28 protein-coding genes and 1 riboswitch are annotated in these 26,835 nt (G+C 61.7%); of the genes, 14 read left to right on the top strand and 14 right to left on the bottom strand.

The features are described 5' to 3' along the window. Window positions 1-16 precede the first annotated feature (16 nt). The gene (gene ppsA, locus SPISAL_RS05320) at window positions 17-2,398 is read right to left on the bottom strand and encodes a phosphoenolpyruvate synthase (protein ID WP_016353449.1); all 2,382 of its coding nucleotides are present in this window, start codon (window positions 2,396-2,398) and stop codon (window positions 17-19) included. A gap of 77 nt (window positions 2,399-2,475) precedes the next feature. Between ppsA and ppsR the strand changes: the two genes are divergently transcribed. The 3 genes from ppsR (at window position 2,476) to SPISAL_RS05305 (ending at window position 4,269) form a co-directional block, all read left to right on the top strand. Further along, window positions 2,476-3,297, top strand: a complete 822-nt coding sequence (gene ppsR, locus SPISAL_RS05315; protein ID WP_016353448.1) for a posphoenolpyruvate synthetase regulatory kinase/phosphorylase PpsR — start codon at window positions 2,476-2,478, stop codon at window positions 3,295-3,297. A 66-nt stretch (window positions 3,298-3,363) separates the two neighbouring features. After that, window positions 3,364-3,831, top strand: a complete 468-nt coding sequence (locus SPISAL_RS05310; RefSeq protein WP_016353447.1) for a DUF1249 domain-containing protein — start codon at window positions 3,364-3,366, stop codon at window positions 3,829-3,831. 9 nt (window positions 3,832-3,840) lie between these two features. Further along, window positions 3,841-4,269, top strand: coding sequence for an Rrf2 family transcriptional regulator (locus SPISAL_RS05305; RefSeq protein ID WP_016353446.1), 429 nt, complete (start codon window positions 3,841-3,843; stop codon window positions 4,267-4,269). Here SPISAL_RS05305 and SPISAL_RS05300 read toward each other — a convergent pair. Next, complete coding sequence (locus tag SPISAL_RS05300; RefSeq protein WP_016353445.1) at window positions 4,243-4,917, bottom strand: response regulator transcription factor; 675 nt, start codon at window positions 4,915-4,917, stop codon at window positions 4,243-4,245. The genes SPISAL_RS05305 and SPISAL_RS05300 overlap by 27 nt on opposite strands. A 35-nt stretch (window positions 4,918-4,952) precedes the next feature. Further along, entirely contained in the window at window positions 4,953-5,984 is a 1,032-nt protein-coding gene (locus tag SPISAL_RS05295; protein ID WP_016353444.1) for an amino acid ABC transporter substrate-binding protein, read from the bottom strand. Between the two features lie 134 nt (window positions 5,985-6,118). On the opposite strand from SPISAL_RS05295, the gene SPISAL_RS05290 reads away from it, so the two are divergent. Genes SPISAL_RS05290 through SPISAL_RS05280 form a run of 3 tightly spaced genes read left to right on the top strand, consistent with a single transcriptional unit; the run spans window position 6,119 to window position 9,204 of the window. Next, complete coding sequence (locus tag SPISAL_RS05290) at window positions 6,119-7,264, top strand: iron-containing alcohol dehydrogenase (RefSeq protein ID WP_016353443.1); 1,146 nt, start codon at window positions 6,119-6,121, stop codon at window positions 7,262-7,264. A 48-nt stretch (window positions 7,265-7,312) separates the two neighbouring features. Then, the gene (locus SPISAL_RS05285; RefSeq protein WP_016353442.1) at window positions 7,313-7,834 is read left to right on the top strand and encodes a TRAP transporter small permease subunit; all 522 of its coding nucleotides are present in this window, start codon (window positions 7,313-7,315) and stop codon (window positions 7,832-7,834) included. Then, window positions 7,831-9,204, top strand: coding sequence for a TRAP transporter large permease (locus tag SPISAL_RS05280; protein WP_016353441.1), 1,374 nt, complete (start codon window positions 7,831-7,833; stop codon window positions 9,202-9,204). The genes SPISAL_RS05285 and SPISAL_RS05280 overlap by 4 nt, the downstream gene beginning before the upstream one ends. Here the strand turns inward: SPISAL_RS05280 and SPISAL_RS05275 are convergent. After that, on the bottom strand, window positions 9,201-10,274 hold the full coding sequence (locus tag SPISAL_RS05275; RefSeq protein WP_016353440.1) for a TRAP transporter substrate-binding protein: 1,074 nt from the start codon (window positions 10,272-10,274) through the stop codon (window positions 9,201-9,203). The two genes, SPISAL_RS05280 and SPISAL_RS05275, sit on opposite strands and share 4 nt — an antisense overlap. A 162-nt stretch (window positions 10,275-10,436) precedes the next feature. Between SPISAL_RS05275 and SPISAL_RS05270 the strand changes: the two genes are divergently transcribed. From SPISAL_RS05270 to SPISAL_RS05260, 3 genes are read left to right on the top strand one after another with little or no spacing between them, the layout of a single operon-like run. Next, complete coding sequence (locus SPISAL_RS05270; protein ID WP_016353439.1) at window positions 10,437-11,000, top strand: biotin transporter BioY; 564 nt, start codon at window positions 10,437-10,439, stop codon at window positions 10,998-11,000. A 40-nt stretch (window positions 11,001-11,040) separates the two neighbouring features. Then, a complete protein-coding gene (locus SPISAL_RS05265; RefSeq protein WP_016353438.1) occupies window positions 11,041-11,979 on the top strand; it encodes an MBL fold metallo-hydrolase in 939 nt (312 codons plus the stop codon). Between the two features lie 18 nt (window positions 11,980-11,997). Next, the gene (locus tag SPISAL_RS05260) at window positions 11,998-13,890 is read left to right on the top strand and encodes a propionyl-CoA synthetase (RefSeq protein WP_016353437.1); all 1,893 of its coding nucleotides are present in this window, start codon (window positions 11,998-12,000) and stop codon (window positions 13,888-13,890) included. Between the two features lie 5 nt (window positions 13,891-13,895). Here SPISAL_RS05260 and SPISAL_RS05255 read toward each other — a convergent pair whose 3' ends face one another. Further along, a complete protein-coding gene (locus SPISAL_RS05255) occupies window positions 13,896-14,687 on the bottom strand; it encodes a hypothetical protein (protein ID WP_016353436.1) in 792 nt (263 codons plus the stop codon). Window positions 14,688-14,803: 116 nt separating this feature from the next. Here SPISAL_RS05255 and SPISAL_RS05250 point away from each other — a divergent pair, with 116 nt between their 5' ends. Further along, window positions 14,804-15,913, top strand: coding sequence for an S-(hydroxymethyl)glutathione dehydrogenase/class III alcohol dehydrogenase (locus SPISAL_RS05250; RefSeq protein WP_016353435.1), 1,110 nt, complete (start codon window positions 14,804-14,806; stop codon window positions 15,911-15,913). A 20-nt stretch (window positions 15,914-15,933) separates the two neighbouring features. Further along, window positions 15,934-16,782, top strand: a complete 849-nt coding sequence (fghA, locus tag SPISAL_RS05245; RefSeq protein WP_016353434.1) for an S-formylglutathione hydrolase — start codon at window positions 15,934-15,936, stop codon at window positions 16,780-16,782. Here the strand turns inward: fghA and SPISAL_RS05240 are convergent. The 8 genes from SPISAL_RS05240 to SPISAL_RS05205 are packed head-to-tail and all read right to left on the bottom strand — an operon-like array spanning window position 16,739 to window position 23,178. Further along, a complete protein-coding gene (locus SPISAL_RS05240; RefSeq protein ID WP_016353433.1) occupies window positions 16,739-17,833 on the bottom strand; it encodes a flavin monoamine oxidase family protein in 1,095 nt (364 codons plus the stop codon). The two genes, fghA and SPISAL_RS05240, sit on opposite strands and share 44 nt — an antisense overlap. Beyond that, the gene (locus SPISAL_RS05235; RefSeq protein ID WP_016353432.1) at window positions 17,830-19,377 is read right to left on the bottom strand and encodes a BCCT family transporter; all 1,548 of its coding nucleotides are present in this window, start codon (window positions 19,375-19,377) and stop codon (window positions 17,830-17,832) included. The genes SPISAL_RS05240 and SPISAL_RS05235 overlap by 4 nt, the downstream gene beginning before the upstream one ends. Before the next feature lie 3 nt (window positions 19,378-19,380). After that, window positions 19,381-19,833 carry a YbhB/YbcL family Raf kinase inhibitor-like protein gene (locus tag SPISAL_RS05230; RefSeq protein ID WP_016353431.1) on the bottom strand — a complete coding sequence of 151 codons (453 nt, stop codon included), beginning with the start codon at window positions 19,831-19,833 and terminating at the stop codon, window positions 19,381-19,383. 14 nt (window positions 19,834-19,847) lie between these two features. Beyond that, a complete protein-coding gene (locus SPISAL_RS05225; protein ID WP_016353430.1) occupies window positions 19,848-20,147 on the bottom strand; it encodes a DsrE family protein in 300 nt (99 codons plus the stop codon). Next, window positions 20,110-20,940, bottom strand: coding sequence for an ABC transporter ATP-binding protein (locus tag SPISAL_RS05220; RefSeq protein WP_016353429.1), 831 nt, complete (start codon window positions 20,938-20,940; stop codon window positions 20,110-20,112). Before SPISAL_RS05220 ends, SPISAL_RS05225 begins: the two co-directional genes overlap by 38 nt. Continuing rightward, on the bottom strand, window positions 20,937-21,692 hold the full coding sequence (locus SPISAL_RS05215; RefSeq protein WP_016353428.1) for an ABC transporter permease: 756 nt from the start codon (window positions 21,690-21,692) through the stop codon (window positions 20,937-20,939). The genes SPISAL_RS05220 and SPISAL_RS05215 overlap by 4 nt, the downstream gene beginning before the upstream one ends. Then, window positions 21,682-22,743 (bottom strand): ABC transporter substrate-binding protein, encoded by a 1,062-nt coding sequence (locus tag SPISAL_RS05210; RefSeq protein WP_245539890.1) that lies wholly within the window; start codon window positions 22,741-22,743, stop codon window positions 21,682-21,684. The genes SPISAL_RS05215 and SPISAL_RS05210 overlap by 11 nt, the downstream gene beginning before the upstream one ends. Window positions 22,744-22,800: 57 nt before the next feature. After that, complete coding sequence (locus SPISAL_RS05205; RefSeq protein ID WP_016353426.1) at window positions 22,801-23,178, bottom strand: DUF2237 family protein; 378 nt, start codon at window positions 23,176-23,178, stop codon at window positions 22,801-22,803. Between the two features lie 103 nt (window positions 23,179-23,281). On the opposite strand from SPISAL_RS05205, the gene SPISAL_RS05200 reads away from it, so the two are divergent. From SPISAL_RS05200 to SPISAL_RS05190, 3 genes are all read left to right on the top strand, one after another. Continuing rightward, complete coding sequence (locus SPISAL_RS05200; RefSeq protein ID WP_016353425.1) at window positions 23,282-23,650, top strand: copper resistance CopC family protein; 369 nt, start codon at window positions 23,282-23,284, stop codon at window positions 23,648-23,650. Beyond that, complete coding sequence (locus tag SPISAL_RS08680) at window positions 23,651-24,532, top strand: copper resistance D family protein (RefSeq protein WP_016353424.1); 882 nt, start codon at window positions 23,651-23,653, stop codon at window positions 24,530-24,532. Between the two features lie 32 nt (window positions 24,533-24,564). Further along, window positions 24,565-24,662: riboswitch (glycine riboswitch) on the top strand. Between the two features lie 161 nt (window positions 24,663-24,823). After that, a complete protein-coding gene (locus tag SPISAL_RS05190; protein WP_016353423.1) occupies window positions 24,824-26,110 on the top strand; it encodes a D-amino acid dehydrogenase in 1,287 nt (428 codons plus the stop codon). Here the strand turns inward: SPISAL_RS05190 and SPISAL_RS05185 are convergent. Continuing rightward, window positions 26,064-26,804: a glycosyltransferase gene (locus tag SPISAL_RS05185; protein ID WP_016353422.1), complete on the bottom strand. Its 741-nt coding sequence runs from the start codon at window positions 26,802-26,804 to the stop codon at window positions 26,064-26,066. The two genes, SPISAL_RS05190 and SPISAL_RS05185, sit on opposite strands and share 47 nt — an antisense overlap. Window positions 26,805-26,835 lie beyond the last annotated feature (31 nt).

Below are 26,835 nucleotides of genomic sequence, written 5' to 3'. Positions count from 1 at the left end.
TGCGCGCCGACTCAAGTCAGGCGTCGGCATGCTCCTTGCCCAGGTAAAGCCAGGTTTCCACCACGCTGTCGGGGTTCAGTGAGACGCTCTCGATGCCCTCATCCATGAGCCAGCGAGCGAGGTCCGGATGATCGGATGGCCCCTGGCCACAGATACCGACGTATTTGCCTTTGCGCCGGGCCGCCTGAATCGCCATGTGCAGCAGCGCCTTCACCGCCGGATCCCGCTCTTCGAACAGGTGCGCAATTAGACCTGAATCACGGTCGAGTCCGAGCGTCAGCTGGGTGAGGTCGTTCGATCCAATGGAGTAACCATCGAAGATATCGAGGAACTCATCAGCGAGCACCGCGTTAGAGGGCAGCTCGCACATCATGATGACTTTCAGGCCATCCTTGCCTTTTTCGAGGCCCTGAGCGGCCAGCAGATCGACGACCTGACGGCCTTCGGCGGGTGTACGCACGAAGGGGATCATGATCCAGACGTTGGTAAATCCCATGACATCCCGAACGCGACGCAGTGCCTCGCACTCAAGCTCAAAGCACGGGCGGAAGTCTTCGGAGACGTAGCGCGAGGCGCCGCGGAAGCCGATCATCGGATTTTCTTCCTCGGGCTCGTAGGCGGCTCCACCGATCAGGTTCGCGTACTCGTTTGATTTGAAATCGGACATCCGCACGATGACGGGCTTATCGGGGAAACTCGCCGCCAGGGTGCTGATGCCCTCGGTCAGCTTCTCAATGTAAAAGCCGACGGGATCGTCGTAGCCGGCAATCTGGTTGCGGATGACCGCCTTCAGGTCATTGGGCTGCTGGTCAAACTCCAGCAGGGCACGCGGATGGATGCCGATCATACGGTTGATGATGAATTCAAGCCGCGCCAGGCCAACCCCCGCATTGGGCAGCTGGGCGAAGTCAAAGGCCCGGTCTGGGTTGCCCACGTTCATCATAATTTTGAACGGCAAGGCCGGCATATCTCCCAGCGCCACCTCACGGATTTCGAAGTCCTTCAGTCCGCGGTAGATATAGCCGGTGTCACCCTCAGCACAGGACACGGTGACCTCGGCCCCGTCGCTGACATGCTCGGTGGCATCGCCAGTGCCCACCACCGCCGGAATACCCAGTTCCCGAGCAATGATGGCCGCATGACAGGTCCGGCCGCCGCGATTGGTCACGATGGCGGCGGCGCGCTTCATGATCGGCTCCCAATCGGGATCGGTCATGTCGGTTATGAGCACATCACCCGCTTCGACCTGGTACATATCGTCAATGGAGTCTACAACCCGCGCTTTGCCCGCGCCGATGCGCTGGCCAATGGCGCGCCCCTCCACGAGGACCTCGCCCCGCTCGTGTAGCTGGTAGCGCTGCAGACTCTGGCCCCCGTCACGGCTTTTAACCGTCTCAGGCCGAGCCTGGAGGATGAATAACCGGCCTGTTTCGCCGTCCTTGCCCCACTCAATGTCCATTGGGCGGCCATAGTGGCGTTCGATGATCATGGCCTGGGCAGCCAGCGCCTCGACCTCCTGATCCGACAGACAGAAACGCATCCGGTCGGCCTCGTCAGTTTGGACGATCTCGACGGTTTCGGTGGCGTTTGGATCGGTGGCGTAGACCATCTTGATGGCTTTCTCACCGATCATCCGGCGCAGTACGGCGGGACGGCCCGCATCCAGCGTGGATTTATGGACGTAGAATTCGTCCGGGTTGACCGATCCCTGCACAACCGTCTCGCCCAGGCCGTAAGAGGCGGTCACGAAGACGACATCACGGAACCCGGACTCGGTGTCCATCGTGAACATGACACCGGACGCGCCGGTGTCGGAGCGCACCATCTCCTGAATGCCGGCAGACAGGGCGACCTGTTCGTGTGCAAAGCCGTGATGAACGCGATAGGAGATCGCCCGGTCATTGAACAGCGAGGCGAACACTTCGCGGATATGATGCAGAACACTGTCCAGGCCGCGAACGTTCAAAAACGTCTCTTGCTGGCCAGCAAACGAGGCATCGGGCAGATCCTCAGCCGTGGCGGAGGAGCGCACGGCCACGGAGAGGTCCTGCTTGCCGGCACGGGTCAGCAGCTGCTCCCAGGCCTCAGCGATCTGTTCGTGCAAGCTGGCGGGAAACGGGGTCTCGACGATCATTTGACGAATGCGAGCGCCTGTCTCGGCGAGCTGACGCACATCCTCCACGTCCAGTCCTTCCAGTGCGGCCTCGATCCGCGCCCGCAGCCCGCTCTCGTCGAGAAACGCCCAATAGGCGTCCGCGGTTGTGGCAAAGCCGCCAGGCACCTGTACGCCGGCATCGGCGAGGTTGGCGATCATCTCGCCCAGCGAGGCATTTTTGCCGCCCACGCGCTCGACATCGTTCATGCCGAGCGACTCGAACCAGACTACGTACTCACTCACTTGCGCTCACTCCTACAAAGATGATGGCTGACCGGTAAACTTGTGACCCGAGTTCCGACACCAGAGTAACGAACGCCATGTCCAGCGCCCGCAGCGTTTTCTTCATTTCCGACCGCACCGGCATTACCGCTGAAACCCTCGGGCAGAGCCTGCTTACGCAGTTTCCGCTGGATTGCCTGCCGATCAGCCTGCCGTTCACGGACAGTCCTCAGGCAGTTGATGATGCCATTACTCGCATCGAGGCGGCAGGTGAGGCGAGTGGTGAGCGGCCGATTGTCTTTAGCACCATTATTGATGCGGGACTGCGAAATCGGTTGCGACGGGTCAACGCGGTGGTGTTCGACTTCTTCGATACGTTCATCGCCCCGCTGGAGAGCGAACTGGGAATGGAGTCTAGTCACACGATCGGGCGCAGCCACGGCATGGCCGACCCGGGGGCCTACAATCTGAGAATTGACGCGATGAACTACGCGTTGTCGGCGGACGATGGTGGTGTGGTGCGCCATTACGAACAGGCGGATGTCGTGCTGGTCGGGGTTTCGCGCTCCGGCAAGACGCCGACGTGTATCTACCTGGCGCTGCACTACGGGATTTTCGCTGCCAATTATCCGTTGACCGACGATGACCTGCTCAGCGGCCGACTGCCGGAGGTGCTGAGGCCTCATCGTCATCATCTGTATGCCCTCACCATCAGGCCGGAACGGCTTGCGCAGATCCGGGCCGAGCGGCGACCGAACAGCCGCTATGCCTCATTACGCCAGTGTCAGTACGAGACTGCACGGGCCGAGGGGTTGTATCACCAGGAAAAGCTGCCCTGGTCGGATACCACCACCATGTCCATTGAAGAGCTTGCAGCCACAATCATCCAAACCTGCAAACTGCCGCGCAGACTCTATTAGAACCGAGGCGGAATTTCCACTGCCGACAGGGGATGCGCGCTACCAGGCCTGTGCTACCATTTCCGCATGGTTTTGCAGACGCGTGCCAACCCCCTCGAGTCTCCTGATCAGGGCAGTTTCGCTGCCCTGATGGAGCTGTACGAGATGAATTACATCTACTTGCGTCGACTCGTCCCTCAGCTCGATGGGCGCCGAGACGCGCAGGTCTCGAGCGTCGATCGGGGGCCTGATCTTCATTTGGAAGTGACCGAGCGCTGTCCGTATACCACTAGCCTGCTGCTGACACATCGCTTCGAGGCACGCGACGGTGAGGAATCGCTGCCCGACCTCCGGGTGCGGATCTATCACGATGCGCGTGTCGCCGAGGTCATGGCCGAGTTCCCGCCGGCAGCACCGGCGTTGCTCTGGCGCTGGGAGTCCAATCGCTTCCTGAATCGCTGGCTTCGCTATTGCCTTGGTGAGGGGCATGCCTTCGATGCGAATAACGATCGTCCCGTCGTCGAGCGACCACAGGCTCGTCGCTGGGCTGTCTAAGGGGCGCCGATGAGGCTGTCCACCAAGGGTCGATACGCTGTCACCGCCATGATGGATCTCCACCTTCACGAGGGGGTGGGACCCGTCACGCTCGCTGAGCTCTCTGAGCGTCAGCATCTTTCACTGTCTTACCTGGAACAGCTGTTCGCCTCGATACGTCGCCATGGGTTAGTCAGCGGGGTTCGCGGGCCAGGGGGTGGGTATCGGCTCGCGCGTGGGGCGGATCGAATCAGCGTCGCCGACATCATTCTGGCTGTGGATCAGCCTGTGGATGCCAAACGGGTTCAGGACGGGCAAAGCGATGAGACGGGTGGGCACTGCGTGACTCACGATCTCTGGGAGGAGCTCTCCAGCCAGATACAGGGCTTTCTTGGCGAGATCACCCTGGCGAATCTGGCCGCAGAACCCGCACTAAGTCTCCACCGGCACGAGCCCTAGCCTGACGGCGGCGAGGGTAGCCTCAGCCCGCGTTGAGACATCCAGCTTGAGGTAGATCGATTTGATGTGTCCCGCCACCGTGGATGGGCGAATACTGAGCGCCTCGCCCACGTGATAGCGATCCTGTCCCAATGAGAGCAGGCCCAGCACTTCGATCTCGCGCCCGGTCAGCCCGATGGCCTCGGCTTTCGCCAGCGAAATGGGGTGATGATCTCCGCTGGGGTCGACACGGGCAACGAACTGCCGGAGCACTTGTCGGGTAATCTCGGGAGACAGCCCCGGCTCGCCTTTGCCAATCCCGCGGAACAGCGTCTTGATACTGCCATCGCTCTGATCTTTCAGGATATAGCCGTCGACGCCGCGCTTCAGTGCCGCGAGCACGTGCGGCGTGTCGTTATGGCGGGTCAGGAGGACACAGGGTGTTGTGGGGTCCAGGCGCCTGGCCTGTTCCAGAAGATCAAGCCCGGAGCCATCCGGGAGGTAGAAGTCTGTCACCAGCATGCTGGGCATCATTTGACTGAGCTTGGCAGACCCGTCGCGCAGAGACGCCGCAGCCGTGCTCACCAGCGCAGGCCAGATGCTGGTGAGAATCTGGGCGAGTCGGCTCTGCTCGCTCGGATCAGGATCGATGACGAGTGCGCGGTTCATGGCGTGATCCTTGCCGTACCGTTAAATTTTGCGCTTTAACGAAAGGGGGGCGCGTAAAGAATGCCACCTTCCGTCCACAAGGCATTAATGCCTCTTTCCAGGCCCAATGGCGTGTCCGGGCCGACATTGCGATCGAACATCTCACCGTAATGACCGACCTGCGAGATGACGTCGACCATGAAGTTGTCTTCAAGCCCAAGGATCTCGCCAGTGCGTGCGTCACGGCCGATGAGCCCCTGAATCGCCGGGTTGCTCGAATCCCGCATCGCCTCGATGTTCTCGGAATCGATGCCATGCTCTTCCGCGTTGATTTGCCCGTATAGCACCCATTTGATGATGTTGAACCACTCATCATCGCCCTGGCGGACGACTGGCCCGAGGGGTTTTTTGGAGATCCGATCCGGCAGAATCTCGGTATCGTCGGGATTATCCAGTTGCTGGCGCAGCGCGGCTAGCTTAGAGATATCAGCGCTCAGCACGTCACACTGGTCACGCTGAAATCCCTCTGCGCTGGCCTCGAAACTGTCGGTCATGACCGCCTCGTAGCGCATGTCATTTTCACGAAAATAATCCGCGATATTGAGCTCGGCCATTGAGCCGGATTGCATACAGATAGCGGTGTTATCAAGCTGGTCAGCGCGTTCAGCGCGTTCAGCGCCCAAGGCTGCTTTGACCATAAAGCCCTGACCATCATGGAAGTTGATCCCAGTGAAGTTGAGTTCAAGGGCGCTGTCACGGGTAGCCGTCCAAGCGCTGCTTCCGGTGAGCACATCGATCTCGCCTGTCTGGAGCGCTGTGAACGCTTCCGCCTCAGTTAGGGGGGTAAAGTTAACCGCGTCAGCATCACCAAAGAGGGCGGCGGCAAATGCCCGGCACGTATCGACATTCAGCCCTGCCCAGCGACCGTTGCGGTCTTTCTGAGAGAATCCGGGTCGATCGTCGCTCACGCCACACTCGAGTTCGCCAGCGTCGAGAACCTTATCCAGCGTAGCGGCTTGCGCTTGACTGCCGAGGACCATCATTCCTAAAACCGCCAGTTTGGCGGCGATGAGCGAGCGCGTTTTCATCTGTGGTTATCTACTTCTTAAGTAATCGATGATCAATTCACGCATTTATGTCACGAATGTGCCTATATGAACAAGTGCTGCAGGGGTGAAACCCTCGGCGGCCCGTTACACCGAGACCACCAGCGGAAAAACCCATGAAATCTTCACCCTTTCGTCTCAACTTGCCCTCGTCCATTGAGTTTGGGCGTGGCTGTGCCAACGGCGCCGCCGCCGCGATTCGCTCGCGCGGCCAGCGAATTCTACTCGTGCATGGCGGCCGCTCCGAGCGCGCTGGCTGGTTGGTCGAGTCACTTGCAGCCGAGGACGCGGCCCTCGAGACCATGGCCTGCCCAAGAGAGCCGGACCTCGCGCTCGTGGAAGCGGGTGTCGAGGTCGGCCGCGCGCAGGGTGCGGAGGTGGTCGTTGCGCTAGGCGGTGGGGCGGCTATTGATCTAGCGAAGGCGCTGGCTGGCCTGATTCCGGCTCGCGGGGCGGTCCTAGACTATCTCGAAGTGTTGGGCAGCGGTGCCGCCCTGGATGCGACGCCGCTGCCATGGGTCGCCCTGCCAACGACGGCTGGAACTGGCGCGGAAGTCACCGCGAATGCCGTGATCGGTGTGCCAGAGGCCCAGCGCAAAGTGTCTCTCCGGGATCCTCGATTGCTGGCGGATCTGGCGCTGGTCGATCCTGCGCTCACGGATGACACGCCCCGGTCTGTCACGCTGGCAAGCGGGCTGGATGCGATCACTCAGGTGATCGAACCGTACATCAGTCGCGAGGCCAATCCGTTCACTGATCTGCTGTGCCAAGATGCAGCGCCGCGTGGTTTGCGGGCGCTGCAAGTCCTAATGGAATCTGAATCGTCCGCCGCTCGGGATGGGATGGCCTGGGTCAGCTTGTGCGGTGGGCTTGCGCTCGCCAATGCCAAATTGGGTGCCGTCCATGGCCTTGCCGGGCCGCTCGGCGGTGTGTTGAGTGCGCCGCACGGTGCGATCGCTGGCGCCCTGCTGCCGCCGGTCCTCCAGGCCAACCGAGAGGTCTGCCAGGGCGAGTCAGCGCGGCGCATTGACGAGGCCCTGGACTGGATTGGCGAGGCGTTCGATGTCGACCGCCCAGGTGCCCTTGAGGCATTGACGCATTGGTCCCGTCGCCATGGTTTGCCGGGCCTGGAGGCCATGGGGCTGCGCGTCGCGGATCGACGCGGCATCGCTGAGGCTGCGACGGGTTCATCGTCAATGCGCGGAAACCCCGTTGCGTTGTCGGTCAGCCGGCTGATTGAGGTTATGGAGGCCGCCGCCTAGGCCCACTGGCTTGTGGCCGACGGGGCGCATCGCCATACTTTGCGCCTTATGACTGCACTCCGGGCGTTCAGCCATTGTATTGACGCGATCAGCGAGGCTGTCGGCCTGGGACTGCGCTGGGTCGCGTTGTTGTTGATCGCCCTCGGCGTGGTGAACGTATTCGGTCGTTATCTGGGTGCGCAGATCGGCTTTCAACTGAGCTCCAATGCCTTGCTCGAGGCACAGACCCAAGCCTTTGCTGTGCTCTTTTTGCTTGGGGCGAGTGACCTGCTTCGCCAGGATGGCCACATCCGTGTCGATATCGTGCATAGCCATCTCAGCGCTCGGGCGCGAGGCTGGATCGATCTGATCGGCGGACTGCTTGTGGTCATCCCGTTTTCACTCGTGATGCTTGTGTTCGGCCTGGATTATGTCGAGCGCAGCTGGTCTCGGCTCGAGGTCAGTCCCAACCCTGGGGGGCTGCCGCTCTATCCGATTAAAACCCTGATCCTGGTGGGCTTTACGCTGTTGCTGTTGCAAGGCCTGAGTCAGGTCATCAAGGCAGCGAGCTGGCTGCGGGGTGAGACGTGATCGCGGAGTTTCTGCCCCTTGGCATGTTCGCCGTGCTGCTGGTGTTTTTGCTAACCGGTTATCCCGTGGCCTTCGCCCTGGCGGGCACAGGGCTTTTGTTCATTGTGATTGGCAGCGACTGGCTGCCCTCGCTTGGCGTGGCGTTGCCCTGGGAGCCGAGCTTCCGCCTTGCTCGGCTGAATATCCTGCCCCAACGGCTCTATAGCTCCGTGATGGATAACTACACGTTGGTGGCAGTGCCTTTTTTCATTTTCATGGGCACGATGCTCGAGCGCTCGGGCCTGGCTGAGGATCTGTTGCAGACGATGGGCCGGCTGTTCGGCCGTCTGCGGGGTGGTCTGGCCATCTCGGTGGTTCTGGTGGGGATGTTGCTGGCCGCCGCTACGGGTGTAGTGGGCGCCTCGGTGGTGACCATGGGCGTCCTCGCGCTCCCGGTGATGCTCAAGTACGGCTACGACACCCGTCTGGCGACCGGGACCATTGCGGCCAGTGGCACGCTCGGACAGATCATCCCCCCGTCGATCGTGCTGATTATTCTCGGCGATCAAATGGGTGTGAATGTCGGCGATTTGTTCCTCGGCGCCATGGGCCCGGGCATCCTGCTGGGTATTGCCTACATGGTCTGGGTGTCGCTGGTTGCCTGGCGACGCCCCCTGGCCGCGCCGGCTTTGCCCCCTGGCGCGGAGGATATAGGGACCACGGGGCCGCTTCTGGGGGCCGTGGTGCGCTGTCTGCTACCACCGCTAGGGCTGGTCGCAGCGGTACTCGGGACCATCTTTTTCGGGATTGCGACGCCGACGGAGGCCGGCGCCATGGGGGCGCTGGGCGCCACGTTGCTGGCGCTCGCCTACGGCAAGCTCAATATGACCAACTTGATGTCTGTTGCCGAGACAACGGTACGGCTTACGGCCATGGTGTTCACCATCCTCGTGGGCGCAACGGTTTTCGCCACGGTTTTCAGCGCCATGGGCGGGAAATGGTTGGTCGAGGATTTTCTGATGGCACTGCCTGGTGAAACGGCGGGGTTTGTGCTGTTTGTGATGCTGACGATCTTTTTGTTGGGCTTCTTTCTCGACTTCATCGAGATTACGTTCATCGTGGTGCCGCTGGTTGCTCCGATGGCCTCGGCGTTCGGCCTTGACCCGATCTGGTTCGGCGTATTGATCGCGATGAACCTGCAGGCCTCGTTTCTGACGCCGCCATTCGGGTTTTCTTTGTTTTACCTGCGCGGTGTAACGCCCCCGGCGATTCCGACAGGGGCGATTTACCGGGGCATCGTGCCCTACATCATCATCCAGCTGCTCATGCTCGGGCTCATTATCGCTGTGCCAGAGATTGTCACCTGGTTGCCTTCGCTCTCCGCGAATTAGCGGTGGATGAACGCGCGGTACCGGAAGCTGTTCGCCGCATCCCAGTCACGCGTCAGATCTCGAAAGGCCTCCCATTCCGGATAGATGCGCGCGTAGTCCGCGTTGTCCATGTCCTCGTCGTGGACCTCTGCCGCGCCAGTCTGGAAGGCCTCCAGCACAGAGTCCGGGAAATATCGGACCTCGACGCCCTGGTCCTGCAACTCCTGTAGGGCCACCGGGTTCCGGGAGAGATAGCGCGCCGCCATCCAGGCATTGGCCTCGGCGCAGCAGGCGCGGATCTGGGCCTGGATATCGGCCGGGAAGGTGTTCCAGACATCGAGGTTGAAATAGAAGCCGAGCATGGCGCTCGGCTCTGCCCAACTCGGCATGTAGTAATACTGGGCGACGTCCTGCATTCCCAGGATCTGGTCGTCGTATGGGCCGACCCATTCGGCGGCGTCGAGTGCGCCGCGCTCCATGGCGGTGAACACTTCACCACCCGGCAGTTGCTGGATGTTGACGCCAGCCTTGGCCATCACCCGACCGCCGTGCCCCGGGAAGCGCATCCGCAGTCCATTGAGGTCATCCGGGCTGTTCACCTCGACGTTAAACCAACCACCGCACTGTGCGCTGGTATTGCCGCCCGGGAAGGCGATGAGGTTGTCCTTGGCATTCAGCTCGTCCCAGAGCGCCTGACCGCCGCCGCTGACCATCCAGGCGTTCTGGGCTTCCATGGTCATGCCAAAGGGCAGCGCCGTGAAAAAGCCATGTGCCGGGTTCTTGCCAATGAAGTAGTAAGGCGCGGTGTGACAGCATTCGAATGCGCCATTCGACACGGCGTCGTAGACCTCGAGCGCGCCAACTTCGGCTCCACCTGGCGAGGTTCGCGCCTGCACGTCCCCATCCGTCATTGCCTCGATACGCTCGGCGAAGTACTCCGCTGTGCCGTACAAGTTATCGAGTGCGGCCGGCCAGGACGTGACCATGTTCAGCCTAAACCGGGTGGGCTGGGCAATCACAGCTGGGGCATTGACGGCGCTGGCGGCGACGAGTCCGGTGCCGGCGCCTTTGATAAATCCACGACGATCCATGGGTTTCTCCTGATAGGTATTTACGACCAAACAATTCGCTGCGCAGATTAAGGCGGTGGCGTCACCGCGGCAAGACCACACAAGGCCAGGCGGGTAGGTTGCTGACGGGGTCGGCCAGCTCTGCTATTTTCGGCCAATAGAAATACGTACAAGGGGGATTTAATGAACACTGCAACCCACGCCGTTATCGGCCATTGGGCACAGGCGAGTCTGACGCGCCAAGTCGTCTCGGTGCTCGCCGGGACGCTGCTGCTCGCGCTCTCCGCGCGCGTCGAGATTCCTTTCTGGCCGGTCCCGTTCACCATGCAGACCTTTGTCGTCCTGGCACTCGGCATGGTCTACGGCCCGGTGCTGGGTGCGGCCACAGTGTTGACCTATCTGGGTCAGGGGCTCATGGGCTTGCCCGTTTTTGCCGCTGGGGGTGGTCCGGCGTATCTCGCAGGTCCCACCGGTGGCTACCTGCTCGGAATGGTGCCGGCGGCCTGGATCGCGGGTCATCTGGCCTTGCGCGGCTGGGCGCGCAATCCCGTATTCGCCATCGGGGCGGCCGGGCTGGCCAACCTGGCGGTTTATGCACTCGGTGTGGCGTGGTTGTCCGTGTTCCTTGGTAGCCTGGAGCAAGCCGTCATGGCCGGCATTCTGCCGTTTCTGCCAGGCGCAGCAGTCAAGATCACGGCGGCTGGATTGATCGCCTGGGCGCTGACCCGCTTTAGCCAACGACGCTGAAGCGCCACGGCCAAGGGCCGGACAAAAAGGAGGAGAGCGCATGATGGCCAGCGTAGCCGGGCATGCATTGGAGCTCATCGCCCCGGGGCTTTACCGGTTCGATACGGGCTACCTGCGTAAGAACCACACGGCGGTCTATCTGCTCGTCGACCAGGGACAGGTCGCTATCCTGGATACCGGTGTGCCAGCCAACGTGCCCGGCCTGCTTGAGGTGATTGAGGTACTGGGCTGTTCGGCCGATAACGTCGCCTACGTCATCCCAACCCATGTCCATCTTGACCATGCCGGAGGTGCCGGTGCGCTGATGCAGGCCCTTCCTCAAGCGCGGCTTGGCGTTCATCCCTCGGGCGCTGATCACATGGTGGATCCGTCTCAGCTCGAGGTGGGCGTGCGCGCGCTTTACGGTGATGCATTCTTCGACCGCGAATACACCCCCGTCACCGCGGTGGCGGCGGATCGCGTGGAGCCGCTGGATGATGGCCGCGTACTGCAGATCGGTGGGCGGACGCTGGAGGTGGTCTACACCCCGGGGCACGCCTGGCACCAGCTCGGGTTGCTTGATCACGACAGCGGCAAGTTCATTGCGGGCGATGCCTTCGGGGCTGGCTATCCGGGGTTTGGAGACGAGGGCGCTCCCTTTGTTGTACCGGTGGTACCCCCGCCCCAGTTCAAACCCGAGGCCTACCGCGACACGCTCGCGCGCATCGTCCAGTCTGCCCCCGCCCAGGTGGCCCCAGCGCATTTCCCCCTGATTACGGAGGTGGCCAGCGTCGCCGCGACGCTTGAGGCCATGCTGGATGCCGGCATCGAGGCTACCTGGGCCGCGGACTCGGTAGACGATCTGGAGCGTCGACTGCAGACAGTCTGGTACGACTGGCTAACCACTGGAGCCGACTGGTCGGCCTACATTAAAGCCTACGGAAAGGACATCTGGCTCACGGCCGAGGGCATGTGGCTCTGGCGTGAGAAGCAGCGATAACGAGGAGAGGAGACGGCCATGACCAAGCGCTACGATGAGCTGTATGAGCGCTCACTCAAAGACCCGGAAGGCTTCTGGGGCGAGCAGGCACAGGCCATTGACTGGGACCAGCCGTGGGATCGGGTGCTGGATGATAGCGATGCGCCGTTCTACCGCTGGTTTGCGGGGGGGCGCCTCAATACCTGTTACAACGCGATTGACCGGCATGTGGCGGCTGGTCGCGGTGATCAGACGGCGCTGATCTGGGATAGCCCGGTGACCGGGCAGAAGGCCCAGTACACCTACAGTGACTTGCAGGATCAGGTGGCTCGACTTGCCGGTGCCCTAAGGGATTTGGGGGTTGAGGCCGGTGACCGAGTGATCGTCTACATGCCAATGGTGCCGGAGGCAGCGATGGCGATGCTGGCCTGTGCGCGCATCGGAGCCATCCACTCGGTGGTCTTTGGCGGCTTTGCCGCGCCCGAGCTTGCCAAGCGCATCGATGATGCAACGCCGCGTGTCATCTTGTCGGCCTCCTGTGGTGTCGAGCCCAGTGGGGTGGTGGATTACAAATCGCTACTCGATCAAGCCATCGAGCTTGCCGATCACCGGGTGGAGCAATGCCTGGTGCTGCAGCGGCCCACCCAGCCCTGCACCCTTGTGGCGAATCGCGATCACGATTGGGAGGCGGCCGTTGGGGCGGCTGCACCAGCGCAGTGCGTGTCAGTTGATGCCAACCATCCGCTCTACATTCTCTATACCTCAGGCACGACCGGTCGGCCCAAGGGCATCGTGCGTGATCACGGCGGCCATGCGGTGGCGCTGCAATGGACACTCCCGAATGTCTATGGCGTGGCCCCGGGAGAGGTCATGTTCACGGCCTCCGATGTGGGCTGGGTTGTCGGGCATTCCTACATCGTCTATGGCCCGCTGATTAATGGCTCGACGACCGTGCTCTATGAGGGCAAGCCGATTGGTACGCCCGATGCCGGCGCATTCTGGCGTGTCGTGGAAGAGACCGGTGCCAAGGCATTGTTTACGGCACCCACGGCACTGCGGGCCATTAAAAAGGAAGACCCTGAGGGCGAGGGCATTGCTGCACATAACATCCAGTCGCTGCGGGCCTTTTTCCTGGCGGGTGAGCGCTCTGACCCCGACAGCGTGCGTTGGGCCGAGCGCACGCTTGGTGTGCCGGTGCTCGATCACTGGTGGCAGACCGAGACTGGCTGGGCGATCGCCGGCTATCCATTCGGTGTTGAGTCGCTGCCGGTGAAAATTGGTGCCGCGGGCCGGCCCATGCCGGGCTATGACGTGCGCGCGCTGGATGAGGCTGGCACGGATATGCCCGCGGGTGAGCTAGGCAACATCGCCATACGCCTCCCGCTGCCACCGGGCACATTGTTAACGCTCTGGGGTAATCGAGCGCGTCATCGCGACGGTTATCTAAGCCACTACCCTGGGCACTATTTGACCGGTGACTCGGGGATTATCGATACCGATGGCTATGTGCACATCATGAGCCGCATCGATGATGTGATTAATGTCGCCGGACATCGTCTGTCCACCGGCGGCATGGAGGAGGTGCTCAGCAACCATCCCGAGGTGGTTGAGGCCGCGGTGTTTGGGGTTAAGGATGACTTCAAGGGCCAGATACCGATGGGCCTGGTGGTGGTGAACAGCGGATTCAGCGGTGATGAGTCTGCACTCGTGGCTGAGCTTATCCAGTGTGTGCGTGACCAGATCGGCCCCGTGGCAGCGTTCCGACACTGCGCGGTCGTCAAGCGTTTGCCCAAAACGCGATCTGGCAAGACCCTACGTGGGACCTTGCGGAGCATGGCAAACGAAGAGGCCTGGAATATGCCCGCCACCATCGATGACCCCAGTGTGCTGGATGAGGTGGCAGCCGAGCTCGAACGCCTGCGCAATCGCTAAGGCGGCTAGGTTACGCCGAGGATCCAGCCCTCGATATTCGCGATGCGCGCGGTCTCTGCGTCCAGTTCAGGCTGGAGTAGTGCGGTAAGTGTGCCGTTGCGATCGGCCGTCTGCAGAGCGGCGGCGACCACGTAGGCGTCGTGCTGATCGCCGGTGCGGTCCTCGCGGGCATAGTCTGCGCTCCAGATGGCCGGGTAAATCTCGGCAATCGCCGAGCGCCCCGCCGGGATGGTCCAGCCGTCGAATGGCCAGCAGTGCAAACGCGTGCCAGCCCGTCGGCGCACATGCTGTATCCAGGGCAGGCCGGCATGGGTTGATTTGGCAACCGAGCCGGGGACGTCGAAGTGGAAGACGGATTTCGCGCCGATGCGCTGCTCGGCCAGGCGTCTCCAGCGCGGGTTGCCCGCCCTTTCGACGCCCGCGCCAGCGCTCCCATAGCGCACCTGATCCACGCGTAGTCCGGCGCGATCTGTGGGCCAATGGGCACAGAAGTCCTCGATGAAACTTGGCCAGTTCGCAGGCAGGCCATGCGTTTCAAAATAGATCTCGGGAAACGAAAAGCCGTGGTCGATGCCGACCAGCGTAGGCACAGGCTCGGCCAGGCGGTCGGCCAGCCACTCCGCGAGGGCCGCCCGGTTCCAGTATTTGCTGCCGCCGGAGTCCGGATGAATCTCCTCGGGCAGTGCAGCGAAGCCGGCGCGATAAACCCGTAGCCCGGTCAAACCAGTCTGTGGTGTGCCGGCCCCGGAGTAGTCGATGCCGATATAACGGGCGAAGGCGGGGGCTGCCGGGGTCATGGACTTCCTCAGGCCGGGCGACATGAAAGCATACTGCTTTATACAGCATGCGCTATGGCGTCACCGCGGGTCGATCCCTACACTCTGCGCCACAAACTGAAAGCAGGAGACCGTTCATGAAATCACGTGCTGCCCTGGCATTCGAGGCGGGTAAGCCCCTGGCCCTCGAAGAAATCGATGTTGAAGGACCGCGGCAGGGTGAGGTGCTCGTCCAAATCGCGGCGACCAGTGTTTGCCATACCGATGCCTACACACTGTCGGGCGCTGATCCGGAGGGGCTCTTCCCGTCCGTACTGGGTCATGAAGGCGCTGGCGTCGTCCAGGAAGTCGGGGAGGGCGTGACCAGTCTGCGGCCCGGTGATCACGTGATTCCGCTTTACACAGCGGAGTGTGGCGAGTGCAAGATGTGCCGGTCGGGCAAGACCAACCTATGCAGTGCGGTACGCGCCACGCAGGGTAAGGGCGTTATGCCCGATGGCACGTCGCGCTTTTCACTGAATGGCAAACCGTTGCATCACTACATGGGCACCTCGACGTTCAGCGAGTACACCGTCCTGCCCGAGGTCTCGCTGGCGAAGGTGTCCGAGAACGCGCCCATGGACAAGATCTGTCTGCTCGGCTGCGGTGTGACCACCGGCATCGGCGCGGTCATGAACACGGCCAAGGTCGAGGCCGGGTCCACTGTGGCCGTGTTTGGTCTGGGCGCGATCGGACTGGCCGTGATCCAGGGGGCGCAGATGGCCGGGGCGGAGCGCATCATTGCGATTGACGTCAATCCGGACAAATTCACGCTCGCTGGGCAGTTCGGCGCCACTGATTTTGTGAACCCGAAAGACTATGACGACCCCATCCAGCAGGTAATTGTCGAGCTCACCGATGGCGGGGTGGACTACTCGTTTGAATGCATCGGCAATGTGAATGTCATGCGCCAGGCGCTGGAGTGTTGTCACAAGGGCTGGGGAGAGTCCGTGATCATCGGTGTCGCCGGAGCCGGTGAGGAAATTGCGACGCGGCCGTTCCAGTTGGTGACCGGCAGGGTCTGGCGTGGATCGGCCTTTGGTGGCGTGAAAGGCCGCAGTGAGCTACCGGGTTATGTGGATCGTTACATGAACGGTGAAATCCGGATAGATGAGTTCATTACCCACGATATGCCCTTCGAGCAGATCAACGAGGCATTCGACCTGCTCCACGCAGGCGAGAGCATTCGTACGGTCCTGCATTACTGATAACTGGGAGACTGGACTGCATGCCGTCTGATGCGCTTGAACTGATTGCCGAGAACCGCAGCTTTGGTGGCTGGCATCGGCGCTATCGCCATCGCTCGGCGGTGCTCGATTGCGAGATGATCTTTGCCGTGTATCTGCCACCCCAGGCCGAAAGCACGCGAGTGCCTGCACTCTGGTGGCTCTCGGGGCTGACGTGTACCGACGAGAACTTCATGCAAAAGGCGGGGGCGCACGGCGTTGCTGCGGAGTTGGGCGTGGCCATTATCGCCCCGGATACGAGCCCACGCGGAACCGATTTACCGGGTGAGCATGATCGCTATGACTTTGGCTCGGGGGCCGGGTTTTACGTCAATGCAACCCAGGCGCCGTGGAACGCGCACTACCGCATGTACGACTACGTGACAGAAGAACTCCCCGCTCTGGTGGGTGAACACCTGCCGCTGAACGGGCGACACGCCATTAGCGGTCATTCCATGGGCGGTCATGGTGCACTGGTCTGCGCCCTGCGCAATCCGGGGCAGTACACCAGCGTCTCGGCGTTTGCGCCCATCGCCAACCCGACTCAATGCGCCTGGGGGCAGAAGGCATTCAGTGGTTATCTGGGCGACGATCCAGCGGCCTGGACAGCCTGGGATGCGAGTGAATTGATTCGCGAACACGGGAGCGAGTTGTCCTTGCTGGTCGACCAGGGGGAAGCGGACAACTTCCTGGCGGATGGCCAGCTGCGTCCCGAGGCACTGGAGACGGCCTGTCGGGAGGCCGGCGTGCCACTGACGTTACGTCGACAGCCTGGCTATGATCATTCGTATTTCTTTATTGCGACGTTTATTGCTGATCACCTGCGGCATCACGCCGCAGCCCTGCGCTAGCCGCGTGACCGGCGGCTTCGCCGGCGAGTAGCGCGCCTTCGATGAGTCCGGGGCTCTGTGCGGCGGTCTCTGCAGCGCAAAACCAGAGTCGATGATCCAGATGCCCGCTGCGGAGGCGCTCGGAGCCGACATTGGGATGCGCTTGCGGGCCGGTGCGATCGGCCTCACTGCAGATCCATTCGTCCTTGGCCCAGTCCTTGACCCGCAATTCGACGGGTCGGCCACCCTCTGGGCCCAGGCAGCGCTCAAGCTGAGCCAGGATGGCCTGTTCGAGTAACGCCGGGTCGCGATGCCCCACCGGGGTACCGACAAAGCCGAAAAGCGCGGCATCACCCCGGGCGCTGGTGTGGTCATGGGCTTCGAAGAGCGGTCCCTGACGGCTTGCAATGCGCCCGGATAGGCCACGCTCACGCCAGAAGGGCCGCTCGTAACGAACGACAGCCTTGGCCTGCGCGGCCATCCAGGTCGGCGTTTTCTTTAGCTCCTCGCGCAGGCGATCTGGCAAGGCATCGGGCAGGATGATGCGCTCGGCGGCCAGACGAAGCGGTACCGCCAGGATGACCCGATCAGCACTGAGGGCCAATCCGTTGTCGCCTTCAATGCGCAGTGATCCATCGTTTTGCAGACGCACCGCCGACACCGGGCTCTGTGTTTGCACAACGCCATCGGATAAACCAGCGGCCATCGCCTTGACGAGGGCGCTCGGCCCACCGACGAGGCGGGCCATGCCGTACTGTCCGGGCAGCGGCTGTCGGATCGGGGTGTCCTCGAAGCCATCCAGAATGGCATCGCCCGCGTCGTACTGATCAAACGATTCGACCGCCAGAGCGTCCAGCCAGCGCGGCACGGCGGGTTGAAAGGGTGGCCAGACCCAGGACGGGCCGAGGTCAGCCAGGGGTTGCCCATCCTCGGCGCGGAGCGAATCGATTCGCCCACCCAGGCGATCAGACGCCTCGAGTACGATGGGCTTAATGCCGGCGGCCTGGATGGTGCGGGCCGCGGTAAGGCCGGCGAGGCCGGCGCCTATGATAACGATTGGGGTATCGGTCATGATGCAGCGGGTGTTACGCCGGGGACTTGGTATTCACGCCGCAGGGCTCGCAGCAGGCTGAAGCAGCACACGATCAGGATCATGGCCACGGGGAGCCCAGCGGTCAGGGCGCCGGTCTGCAGGCTTTCCAGGGCCTGCTCGCCGCCCATAATCAGGAGTGTCGCCGCCACTGCCCCCTCCGTAATGCCCCAGATCACCCGCTGGCGTCGCGGTGATCGCCGGGCGCCGCGCGAGACAAGCGCGTCGACAACAAACGTGCCTGAGTCCGATGACGTCACAAAGTAGGTTCCAATTAGCAGGGTGGCCAGTCCGGACGACAGTGTCGACCAGGGCAATTCCGCCAGTGTGACATAGAGCGCCACCGTGGTATCCCGGTTCACCGCCTCGGCAATGCCGGCGCCCTCACTGAACAATTCCAGATGCAGTGCCGTACCGCCAAACACGGTAATCCAGGCAAACACGAACAGACTCGGCAACGCCAGAACACCGACGATGAACTCACGAATCGTGCGCCCGCGGGAGATCCGGGCAATGAAGATTCCGACAAAGGGTGACCAGGCAATCCACCAGCCCCAGTAGAACATGGTCCAGTTTTCCTGCCACGCCGAGCCCTCGACGGCGCCGGTGTGCAGGCTCATGCCGATAATCTGCTGAAAATAGCCACCGACGGAGTCCAGGAAAAACCGAATCAAAAACAGGGTCGGCCCCACCGCGAAGACAAAGGCCATAAATGAAAGCGCGAGGCCTAGATTGAACAGGCTAAGCCATTTCAGCCCGCGATCCAGGCCGGAGAGGACCGAGATAACGGCCAGGCCCGTGATCGAGCCGATGATTCCCACCTGGATCCAATGGGAAACGGGCAGGCCAACGAGCACATTCAACCCGGTATTGAGCTGCATGGCACCGAAGCCCAGTGATGTCGCCAGTCCAAATAGCGTGCCGAACACCGCCAACACGTCAATGACATGGCCGATGGGACCGTAGATGCGATCGCCCAGCAGCGGGTAGAAAATCGAGCGAATCGTGAGCGGCAGTCCATGCCGAAAGCTGAAGTAGGCCACGGACAGGCCCAGCACCACATAAACCGCCCAGGCGTGGAGCCCCCAGTGGAAGTAGCTGTAAATCATCGCCTGTCGGGCGGCCTCTGGCGTGCTGCCCTCCCCAGTCGGTGGGTTCTGATAATGCAGGACCGGCTCGGCGACGCCCCAAAACACCAAGCCGATGCCCATACCGGCACTGAATAACATCGCAAACCAGGCACTGAAACGAAACTGGGGCCGGTCACTGGGTTGGCCAAGGCGTATCGAGCCGAACCGACTGAATGCCAACCACAGCAAAAAGCCCAGAAAGAAGGTAACCGCGAGCAGATAGCTCCAGCCAAAGTATTCTGTGATCAGGGCGTGCAGGCGGCTGAACAACTGCTCTGCGGTCTCTGGCGCCAGGATCCCCAAGGCGACGAATGCCCCAATGATGAGCGTCGAGGCGATGAAGACCGTCGGGTTAACCGTGGCAAAGAACGCGTTGGCTCGGCGTGTCTCAGCCATCCGTTAGCCCTGGCTACCGCTGCGCTCGATACTGCCCTCGAGCGTCGCCCAAGCCATCACATGATTTTTTGCCGCCGCTTGGAACTGCTTGCGGGTGGCTCCCTGAGGCAAGTCCAGCATGCAATCAAGCGCGGAGAGCGTAAAGCGGTAGATATGGCGCCCCTCTGGGGGTGTGGGGCCGAGATAGCCGATTTTGCCGAAAGCGCTCAACCCAATGCGCCCATGCCCGGGAAACGTCAGGGCATCGAGATGGGTGGTGTCGGGTGGCAGGTTCCAGGCGAGCCAATGCGTCAGCGCACCCACGGGTGAGTCCAGGTCTTCCAATACCAGTGCGAGACTTTCTGCGCCTTCAGGCACCTCATGGAGTTCGAGCGCCGGCATGCGATTTTCATTCGCCGCGGACATAGTCCACGGCAGCTCGCCACCGTCACTGAATTCGGGACTGGTCAGTCGCATACCCCATTGTGGGGTCAGGCCCGGATGTATTGCCAGCCGTTCGCTTGGCACCGGGCGAGCTCAACAACACCAGCCGCCACTTCAGGGAGGCCACGGGTGTTTTCCAGGCCCAATGTCTGCAGCGTGTTCAAACACACACGCAGGTAGGGATCCGTCTCGGGATCCGGAATATCCAAAGCCGCCGGGACGGCTGGGCCATTGGCGATGAGTCGCAGCCTGGCATCAGGCTCGGCGGCTCGAAAGTTCAACAAATTACGCCGGGCCCGCGTGAGGGCCTCAGCCGTAGGGGCGTGAAAAACGACCTGCAGTGTCATTGGCCTGGTGCTCCGAATAAGCGGTCGATGCGCGAGGTCCCGTGCGAATGAGCGCCTCTATCTCCTGGATCAATGGCCGAAAGCCCGAGTGGTCTCGCCGCGCCTCAAGGGGCAGTTCGACCGCTTGCTGCGCACGGACATGAGCCGGCCCGCCTTGCGGATGATCACCGAGTACGATGATCCGATCGCTGAGCACGGCAGCCTCCTCGATATCATGCGTTACAAAGACGATGGCCGCTGGTGTCTGCCGGCGCAGATCCACCAGTGCCTGTTGCAGTCGCCGGCGGGTGATCGCATCCAAAGCCGAGAAAGGCTCGTCCATGAACAGGACCTTCGGCTGCACGGCCAGCGCCCGAGCCAACCCGACACGCTGTTGTTGTCCGCCCGAGAGACTGTGTGGCCAGCGATCCGCATAATCCGCAAGGGCGACTTGCTCGAGGTAGCGCTCAGCGCGTTGGCGGCGTTCCTCCCGACTCAGCGCCAAGCCCTCGAGGCCCAGCTCGACATTGGCTCGAACCCGCCGCCAGGGCAGCAGACGCGGCGACTGAAAAACCATGGACCAGGGCCGCGTGCCCGGGTCGCTGTCGGGTGGGCGATCCACGGTGCCCGCCAGTGGCGGGAGCAGGCCAGCCAGGGCGCGCAGGAGCGTGGATTTGCCAACACCAGAGGGTCCGACGACGGCGATGAGGGACTGTGCGGGCAAATCGAAGGTGACATCCGTCAATACGGACTGATTATCAAACCCAACGGCAAGCCCGTGGGCACGCAGTACCGGCTGAGCATGGTGATTCATGGCTGCCATCTCAGCAGATAGCGTTGAATCGAGACGAATAGCGCATCGATGAGGGCATAGAGTCCAGCGATCGTGAGCATGTAGACAACCACCACATCGGTGGCCAGCAGACTTGACGCCTCCATCATGCGTTGACCGATGCCCGTGATGCCAAACAGCTCGGCGGCAACGACGGTCATCCAGCCCTGTCCGAGGCCAGCCCGCAGCCCACCGAGGATGCCTGGAGCGGCGGCTGGCAGCGTGATTTTGAACAGTCTGGCAAATAGACGGACCTGCCCAAATGCAGCCGCGACTTCGTCATAGCCCGGGTCAATGGCCTCTACGGCGCTGTAGCTGGCGAAGTAATTAATCCAGAACACACCGATGCTGATGATGAAAGCCGCGGCCGTCGGCGTAATGCCGAACCAGATGATCGCGAACGGAATCCATGCAAGTGGTGGGATAGGTCGAAGTAGACGCGCCAGCCAGGCATGCAGCGCATTAAACGTGGGCAGTAGTGCTGCGCAAACCCCGACCAGGATGCCCAGGCTGGAGCCAATCAGCAGCCCGATGCCGTAGTGCTGAAAGCTCGAAAACACCATGGTCTGCCAGATGCCATCGTTGATTTCGGCCACGAGAACCGCGGGGATCGCTGAGGGCAGGGGCACCAGCGCCCCCGGGAGCAGCCCGGCACGGAGCGTCAGTTCCCACAGCGCAAGGAACCCGACCAGTCCAGTGAGGCTGGCCAGTAGACGCCGTCGTCTAGTCATCATCCGGGGTCGCTTCCAGGGCTTGCTCGTAGAGGGAAATTTCGAATAAGGCATCGAGATTGACGGCGCGGCCAAGACTGCCCTGAGCAATCTGGAAATCATGCATCCGCTGCGTTCCCTCTCGAATGGCCTCCGGGTCGGCCACGTAGTTGGATGCGGGTGAGCGCAGGGCGCGTGCCACGGTGGCCTCGGGAATAAGACGTTGGCCAACGAATGCACGTACATAAGGCGCCGTCTCGTCCGGGTGGGCATTCAACTGTTCAGTTGCCCGAATGTGCAGCGCGAGCAGATCGACTAGCGCGTCACGATGCTCACGGATCGCCGCTTCCCGAGCGGCGAGAACGGCACCGGGTTGGCCGGGGAGCATGGCATCCGCCCGGGCGACAACCCGAGCACCGTCTACACGCTCTTGTACCGTGGTAAGAATCGGCTCGAGGATTGAGGCGCCATCGACCGCACCGGCCAGCAGCGCCTGCTGAACTCGATCAGCCCCCATGGACACGATATCGACGGCATCTGTCCCAATCCCCAGCACCTCGATCAGCCAATGGCGAAGAACGGTATCTGGCACAGATCCTTGGGGAAAGGTTGCAAGGCGCGGGCGTTTGCCTTCGGATTCGGTGAACGCCGCGATGGCGGCTTTGGCATCACCGTTGTGCGCTGCAAAGCTGTCAGCGAGCGTGCCGCGCGCCACCAGGCCGATCTGCTCTTGAATGCTGGCCGCGAGGACTCGAATTGGGACGTCCTGTGAGCGCGCTACCATGGCAGGCCCGATGCCAAAATACATCACGTCCAGCTCCCCCGAGGCCAGGGCCTGGACCATTGCTGGGCCGCTTGAGAATCGGGTCAGTTCAAGCTCGAGCCCAGCGTCCTCGGCCCAGCCAGCTTCCTCCAGCACGAAGAGTTGGGCAACCGGCAAGATCGGCATGTAGCCCACCTCGAGCCGCGTCTCATCCGCCTGCGAGGCGACCGGGTTACTGATGAAAAGCGCGGTCAGGAATAAGCTGACCATGAGCTTGGCGTGATGCATGGAAAGACCAAAGGTTGCTGTCATCGCCTTATAGTGTGAGGCGATGAGCCGAGGAGCCTGAAATATTTTCTGGCTATATCCTTATGACGAATCCGTGGCGTATTGGCGCAGGATGTCGAGATCGATCACGGCCAGGGTCTCTTCATGCGTGGCGGCGAGGTCAACGAGTGGCGCAACCCCCGCCTGATACGCCTCGAGCCAGCGGCCGGCACAAAGACACCAGCGATCACCTGCGCTCAGGCCCGGGAAATCGGCAAGCGGCACGGCGCGCGTCAAGTCGTTGCCTTGGTTGCGGGAAAACTCGAGGAAGGCATCGGTGACGACGGCGCATACGGTATGCATCCCGCCATCGGCATGACTGGTGTTGCAGCAGCCATCCCGGAAAAACCCGGTGATCGGGTCCATGCCGCAGGGTGTCAGCGTCTCTCCGAGAACGTTAATGCTGTGAAATTTATCCATGCCCGCAGTCTATGAGACATACGCCCCGGACAACAGGGCCCGTTGTGCCGGCTCCCAACATCGGCTTAGACTGTCGTGTCTTGGCGATACAGCAGGACAAAGTATGCCCATTCCACGCGCAGCCGCCGTCGCAATCACCATGGCCTTTGGCCTGATGATGGCCGTGCCGCCTGCCCTCGGGCATTCCGAGCAGCAGGTGACGCACCCGGAAGCGGGGGAGCAGCTCGATACCACACCTGATGCCATTACGGTGGAATTTGATGCGCCAATGCGCATCACAAGCGTGACCCTGAAAGATGGGGATGGCACGGCGTTTCCGGTCGAGGCCGCGAGTGGCCGTGATGCGGTGACCACGCTCGAGGTGCCGCTACAGCCCCTGCCGGATGCGGCGTATACGTTCTCCTGGCGCGGGTTATCGGAAGATGGCCACACGATGTCTGGGGAGCTCTCCTTTTCGATCGAGGCACGCTGATTGATTGAATCACTGCTGTCACTATCGGTGATCGACCTCACCGCTATTGCGGTGAAGGCGGCCGGTTATCTCGCTTTCTTGCTCGCAGCGGGCTCGGCGCTTGTGCTGATGGCTCTGGCCGGATTACCAGGCAGTGAGGTGCGATTCCTGCGGCGACTGGTTCCTGCCATGGCGTTGCTGGCAGCGGTTCTCGCGGCTGCTCGACTTGGTGTTGAAGTGGTCATCCTGGCGGGCGACGACTGGGGAGCCATTTTCGATTTCGAACTCATGATGTTAATACTCCAGGGGTCTACCGGGCTTGCTCTTGGTGTCCAGGGCCTTGGTTTGCTGCTGCTGATGGGGGTGATGTTGCCCGGCGTGATTGGCCTGATCGCTGGGTTTCTGGGCGCGCTTGCCGTCGCGACAGGGTTCGGGCTCACCGGTCATACCGCAAGCGTGGATGGGTGGTGGCTGAACGCTTTGATCATCGTGCACCTACTCGGGCTATCGTTCTGGGTGGGTATTTTTATCCCGTTATACCGGGTCGCCCGTTACGATCTGGGGCATGCCGGTCAGGTTGCCGCTGCGTTTGGGCGAATCGCCATCTGGGTAGTCCCCATTTTGGTGGCCGCTGGCGTCCTGACTTTTCAGCAACTCACGGGCGGTGTCGGAACGGCAATCAAAACGTCGTACGGGCAACTTTTTGCCATCAAAATCGCTTTGTTCAGTGGTGTTTTGCTCCTGGCGGCGATCAATAAACTCTCGTTGACGCCCGCACTGGCGCGGGGTGAGCGTTTGGCGCCAGCAAAAATGCGTCGCTCGCTGATGCTGGAGTCTCTATTGATCGTTGGGATCCTGGTGGCAACCGCCAGCTTTACAACGCTCACCGGCCCGCAAGGCTGACATGAACGCGGCAGTCAGCGTAGACTCGTTAACACGCTATAGCGGGAGAGTTCGGTTCGACGCAGCGCGAATCGACGCCGAAGGAGCAACGGCCCCGGAATCTCTCAGGCAAAAGGACCGCTGGCGCGTGATCAATTCCGAAAAGAAGCTGACACAGGCGTCTGTCGGCTCACCGAAGGAGCAAGCGGCCCCCCGAGTGGCGGTTCCGTGAATCTCTCAGGTACCAGGACGGAAGGGGAGATCGCTGCCGCATTGCGGCAACCGTAACCCGACGCGCCTGGAGACAATCGGATGCAACACATTGCTGTGATCGGTGGTGGGATTACAGGTGTCACCACCGCTTATGCCCTGCAAAACCATGGCTTCGACGTCACGCTCTATGAGCGCAACCGCTACGCCGCTATGGAAACGTCCTTTGCCAATGGTGGGCAGCTGTCGGCCTCCAATGCCGAAGTCTGGAACCACTGGCCGACCATTCTGAAGGGGCTGCGATGGATGCTTCGTGCCGACGCCCCGCTGCTGGTTAATCCCAAGCCCTCCTGGCACAAGCTCAGCTGGTTTGCCGAGTTCATGGCGGCGATTCCGCAATATGCCCACAACACCACTGAGACGGCCCGACTGGCGATTGCGGCGCGGGCCTACCTTTTTGATTGGGCGCAGGCAGAGGGGATTGATTTTGATCTGCAGCGCCGCGGCATCTTGCATATTTACCGCGATCGCAAGGGCTTTGAGCATGCCGCGGAGGTCACCCGACTACTGGCTGCCGGTGGGCTTGAACGCCAACCGGTAACCCCGGATGAAATGCGAGGCATCGAGCCCAATCTCGCCGGTGAGTACTACGGTGGCTACTACACGGAAAGCGACGCGACGGGCGATATTCATCAGTTTACGAAAGGCCTTGCGGATGCGGTGGCGCGCCGTGGCGGACAGATGCGCTTCGGCGAAGCCGTGTCGGAACTGAGCGCCAATGGCAAGGCGACCTGGGTGGCCACTGAGGTTGACCGCCAGGTCTATGACGGCGTGGTCGTGTGCGCTGGCGTAGCGAGTCGCTATCTCGCCGCCCAGCTGGGTGATCGCGTGAATGTTTACCCGGTGAAAGGCTACTCCATCACCGTCAATCTTGAGGATGAGGCGTCTCGCCAGGCGGCACCGCAGGTAAGCCTGCTGGATGATGAGACCAAGCTTGTTTCAAGCCGACTGGGCCCAGAGCGTTTTCGAGTGGCCGGTACAGCCGAGTTCAACGGCTACAACCGAGATATTCGCAATGATCGGACGCGACCGATCATCGACTGGGTAGAGCAGTGCTTTCCCGGCGTTGAGACGCGCCAGGTTGTGCCCTGGGCTGGCCTTCGGCCGATGATGCCGAACATGATGCCGCGCGTGGGTGAGGGTCGTCGGCCTGGCGTGTTTTATAACACGGGTCATGGTCACCTCGGCTGGACGTTGTCAGCCATCACCGCTGAGCAGATCGCTCAGCAAGTCGCTCACGCCCGCGTTGAGGCTCCGATAAGTGCGCCGACCGTCTCTGGCTTTAACCATCATGGGGACGGTGATACCAGAACCAGGTCAGGCGCTTGAATCGACCGGCCCAAGGGAAGAACAAAAATGTAAGCAGTACGATCGCGTGCTGCCAGGGCCTGAACCATGTGATTTTTCGAGATGAACTGACGACGGGCTGTATATCGAGGATACGAAAGGCTCGGCCCTGATGCTGGGCGAGGCGTTTAAGTGCGCGTGAATAGGCAATCTCTTCCCCGGCATACACTGCTTCGCTGAATCCGCCCACAGCGCGGTGCAAGTCCGCACGCGCAAAAACAAAGCAGCCCGCGGCCCAGTGGGCTCGGCGTGAGAGGGCATTCCATGCCCGAAGTCCGGCCCTTTGCAGGGCGCCTTCAAGGTGGTCGAAGTCGATGGGCACGCCGCCACCCGCAAGGCCCGCCCTGAGTCCTGCGACAACCGCTGTAAGGTGAGTAGCACGGATGCGCGTATCTGCATCCAGAAACACGAGCCCGTCGCCTTTGGCGGCCTCTGCGCCCGCATTTCGCACGCGGGCAATGCGGCGTTCTGGCTCGAAGATCACGCATGCGCCCCGAGATAGCGCAATCGAGCGGGTATTATCGCTCGAGGCGTTATCAACCACGATCACCTCGCAGGCCACCTCATTGGGCAGCGACTGGATGGCATGTTCGAGCGAGGCGAGCGTATCCGGCAGATAATCACCCTCGTTCCACGCGGGGATAATAACGGACAAGGTAAACTGATCGGATGACATTGATGGTCAGGATACGCATGGGACGGTGCCG

Source organism: Spiribacter salinus M19-40 (assembly GCF_000319575.2).
In the GTDB taxonomy this organism is placed as follows: domain Bacteria; phylum Pseudomonadota; class Gammaproteobacteria; order Nitrococcales; family Nitrococcaceae; genus Spiribacter; species Spiribacter salinus.
This window is presented reverse-complemented; position numbering and strand designations above follow the sequence as displayed.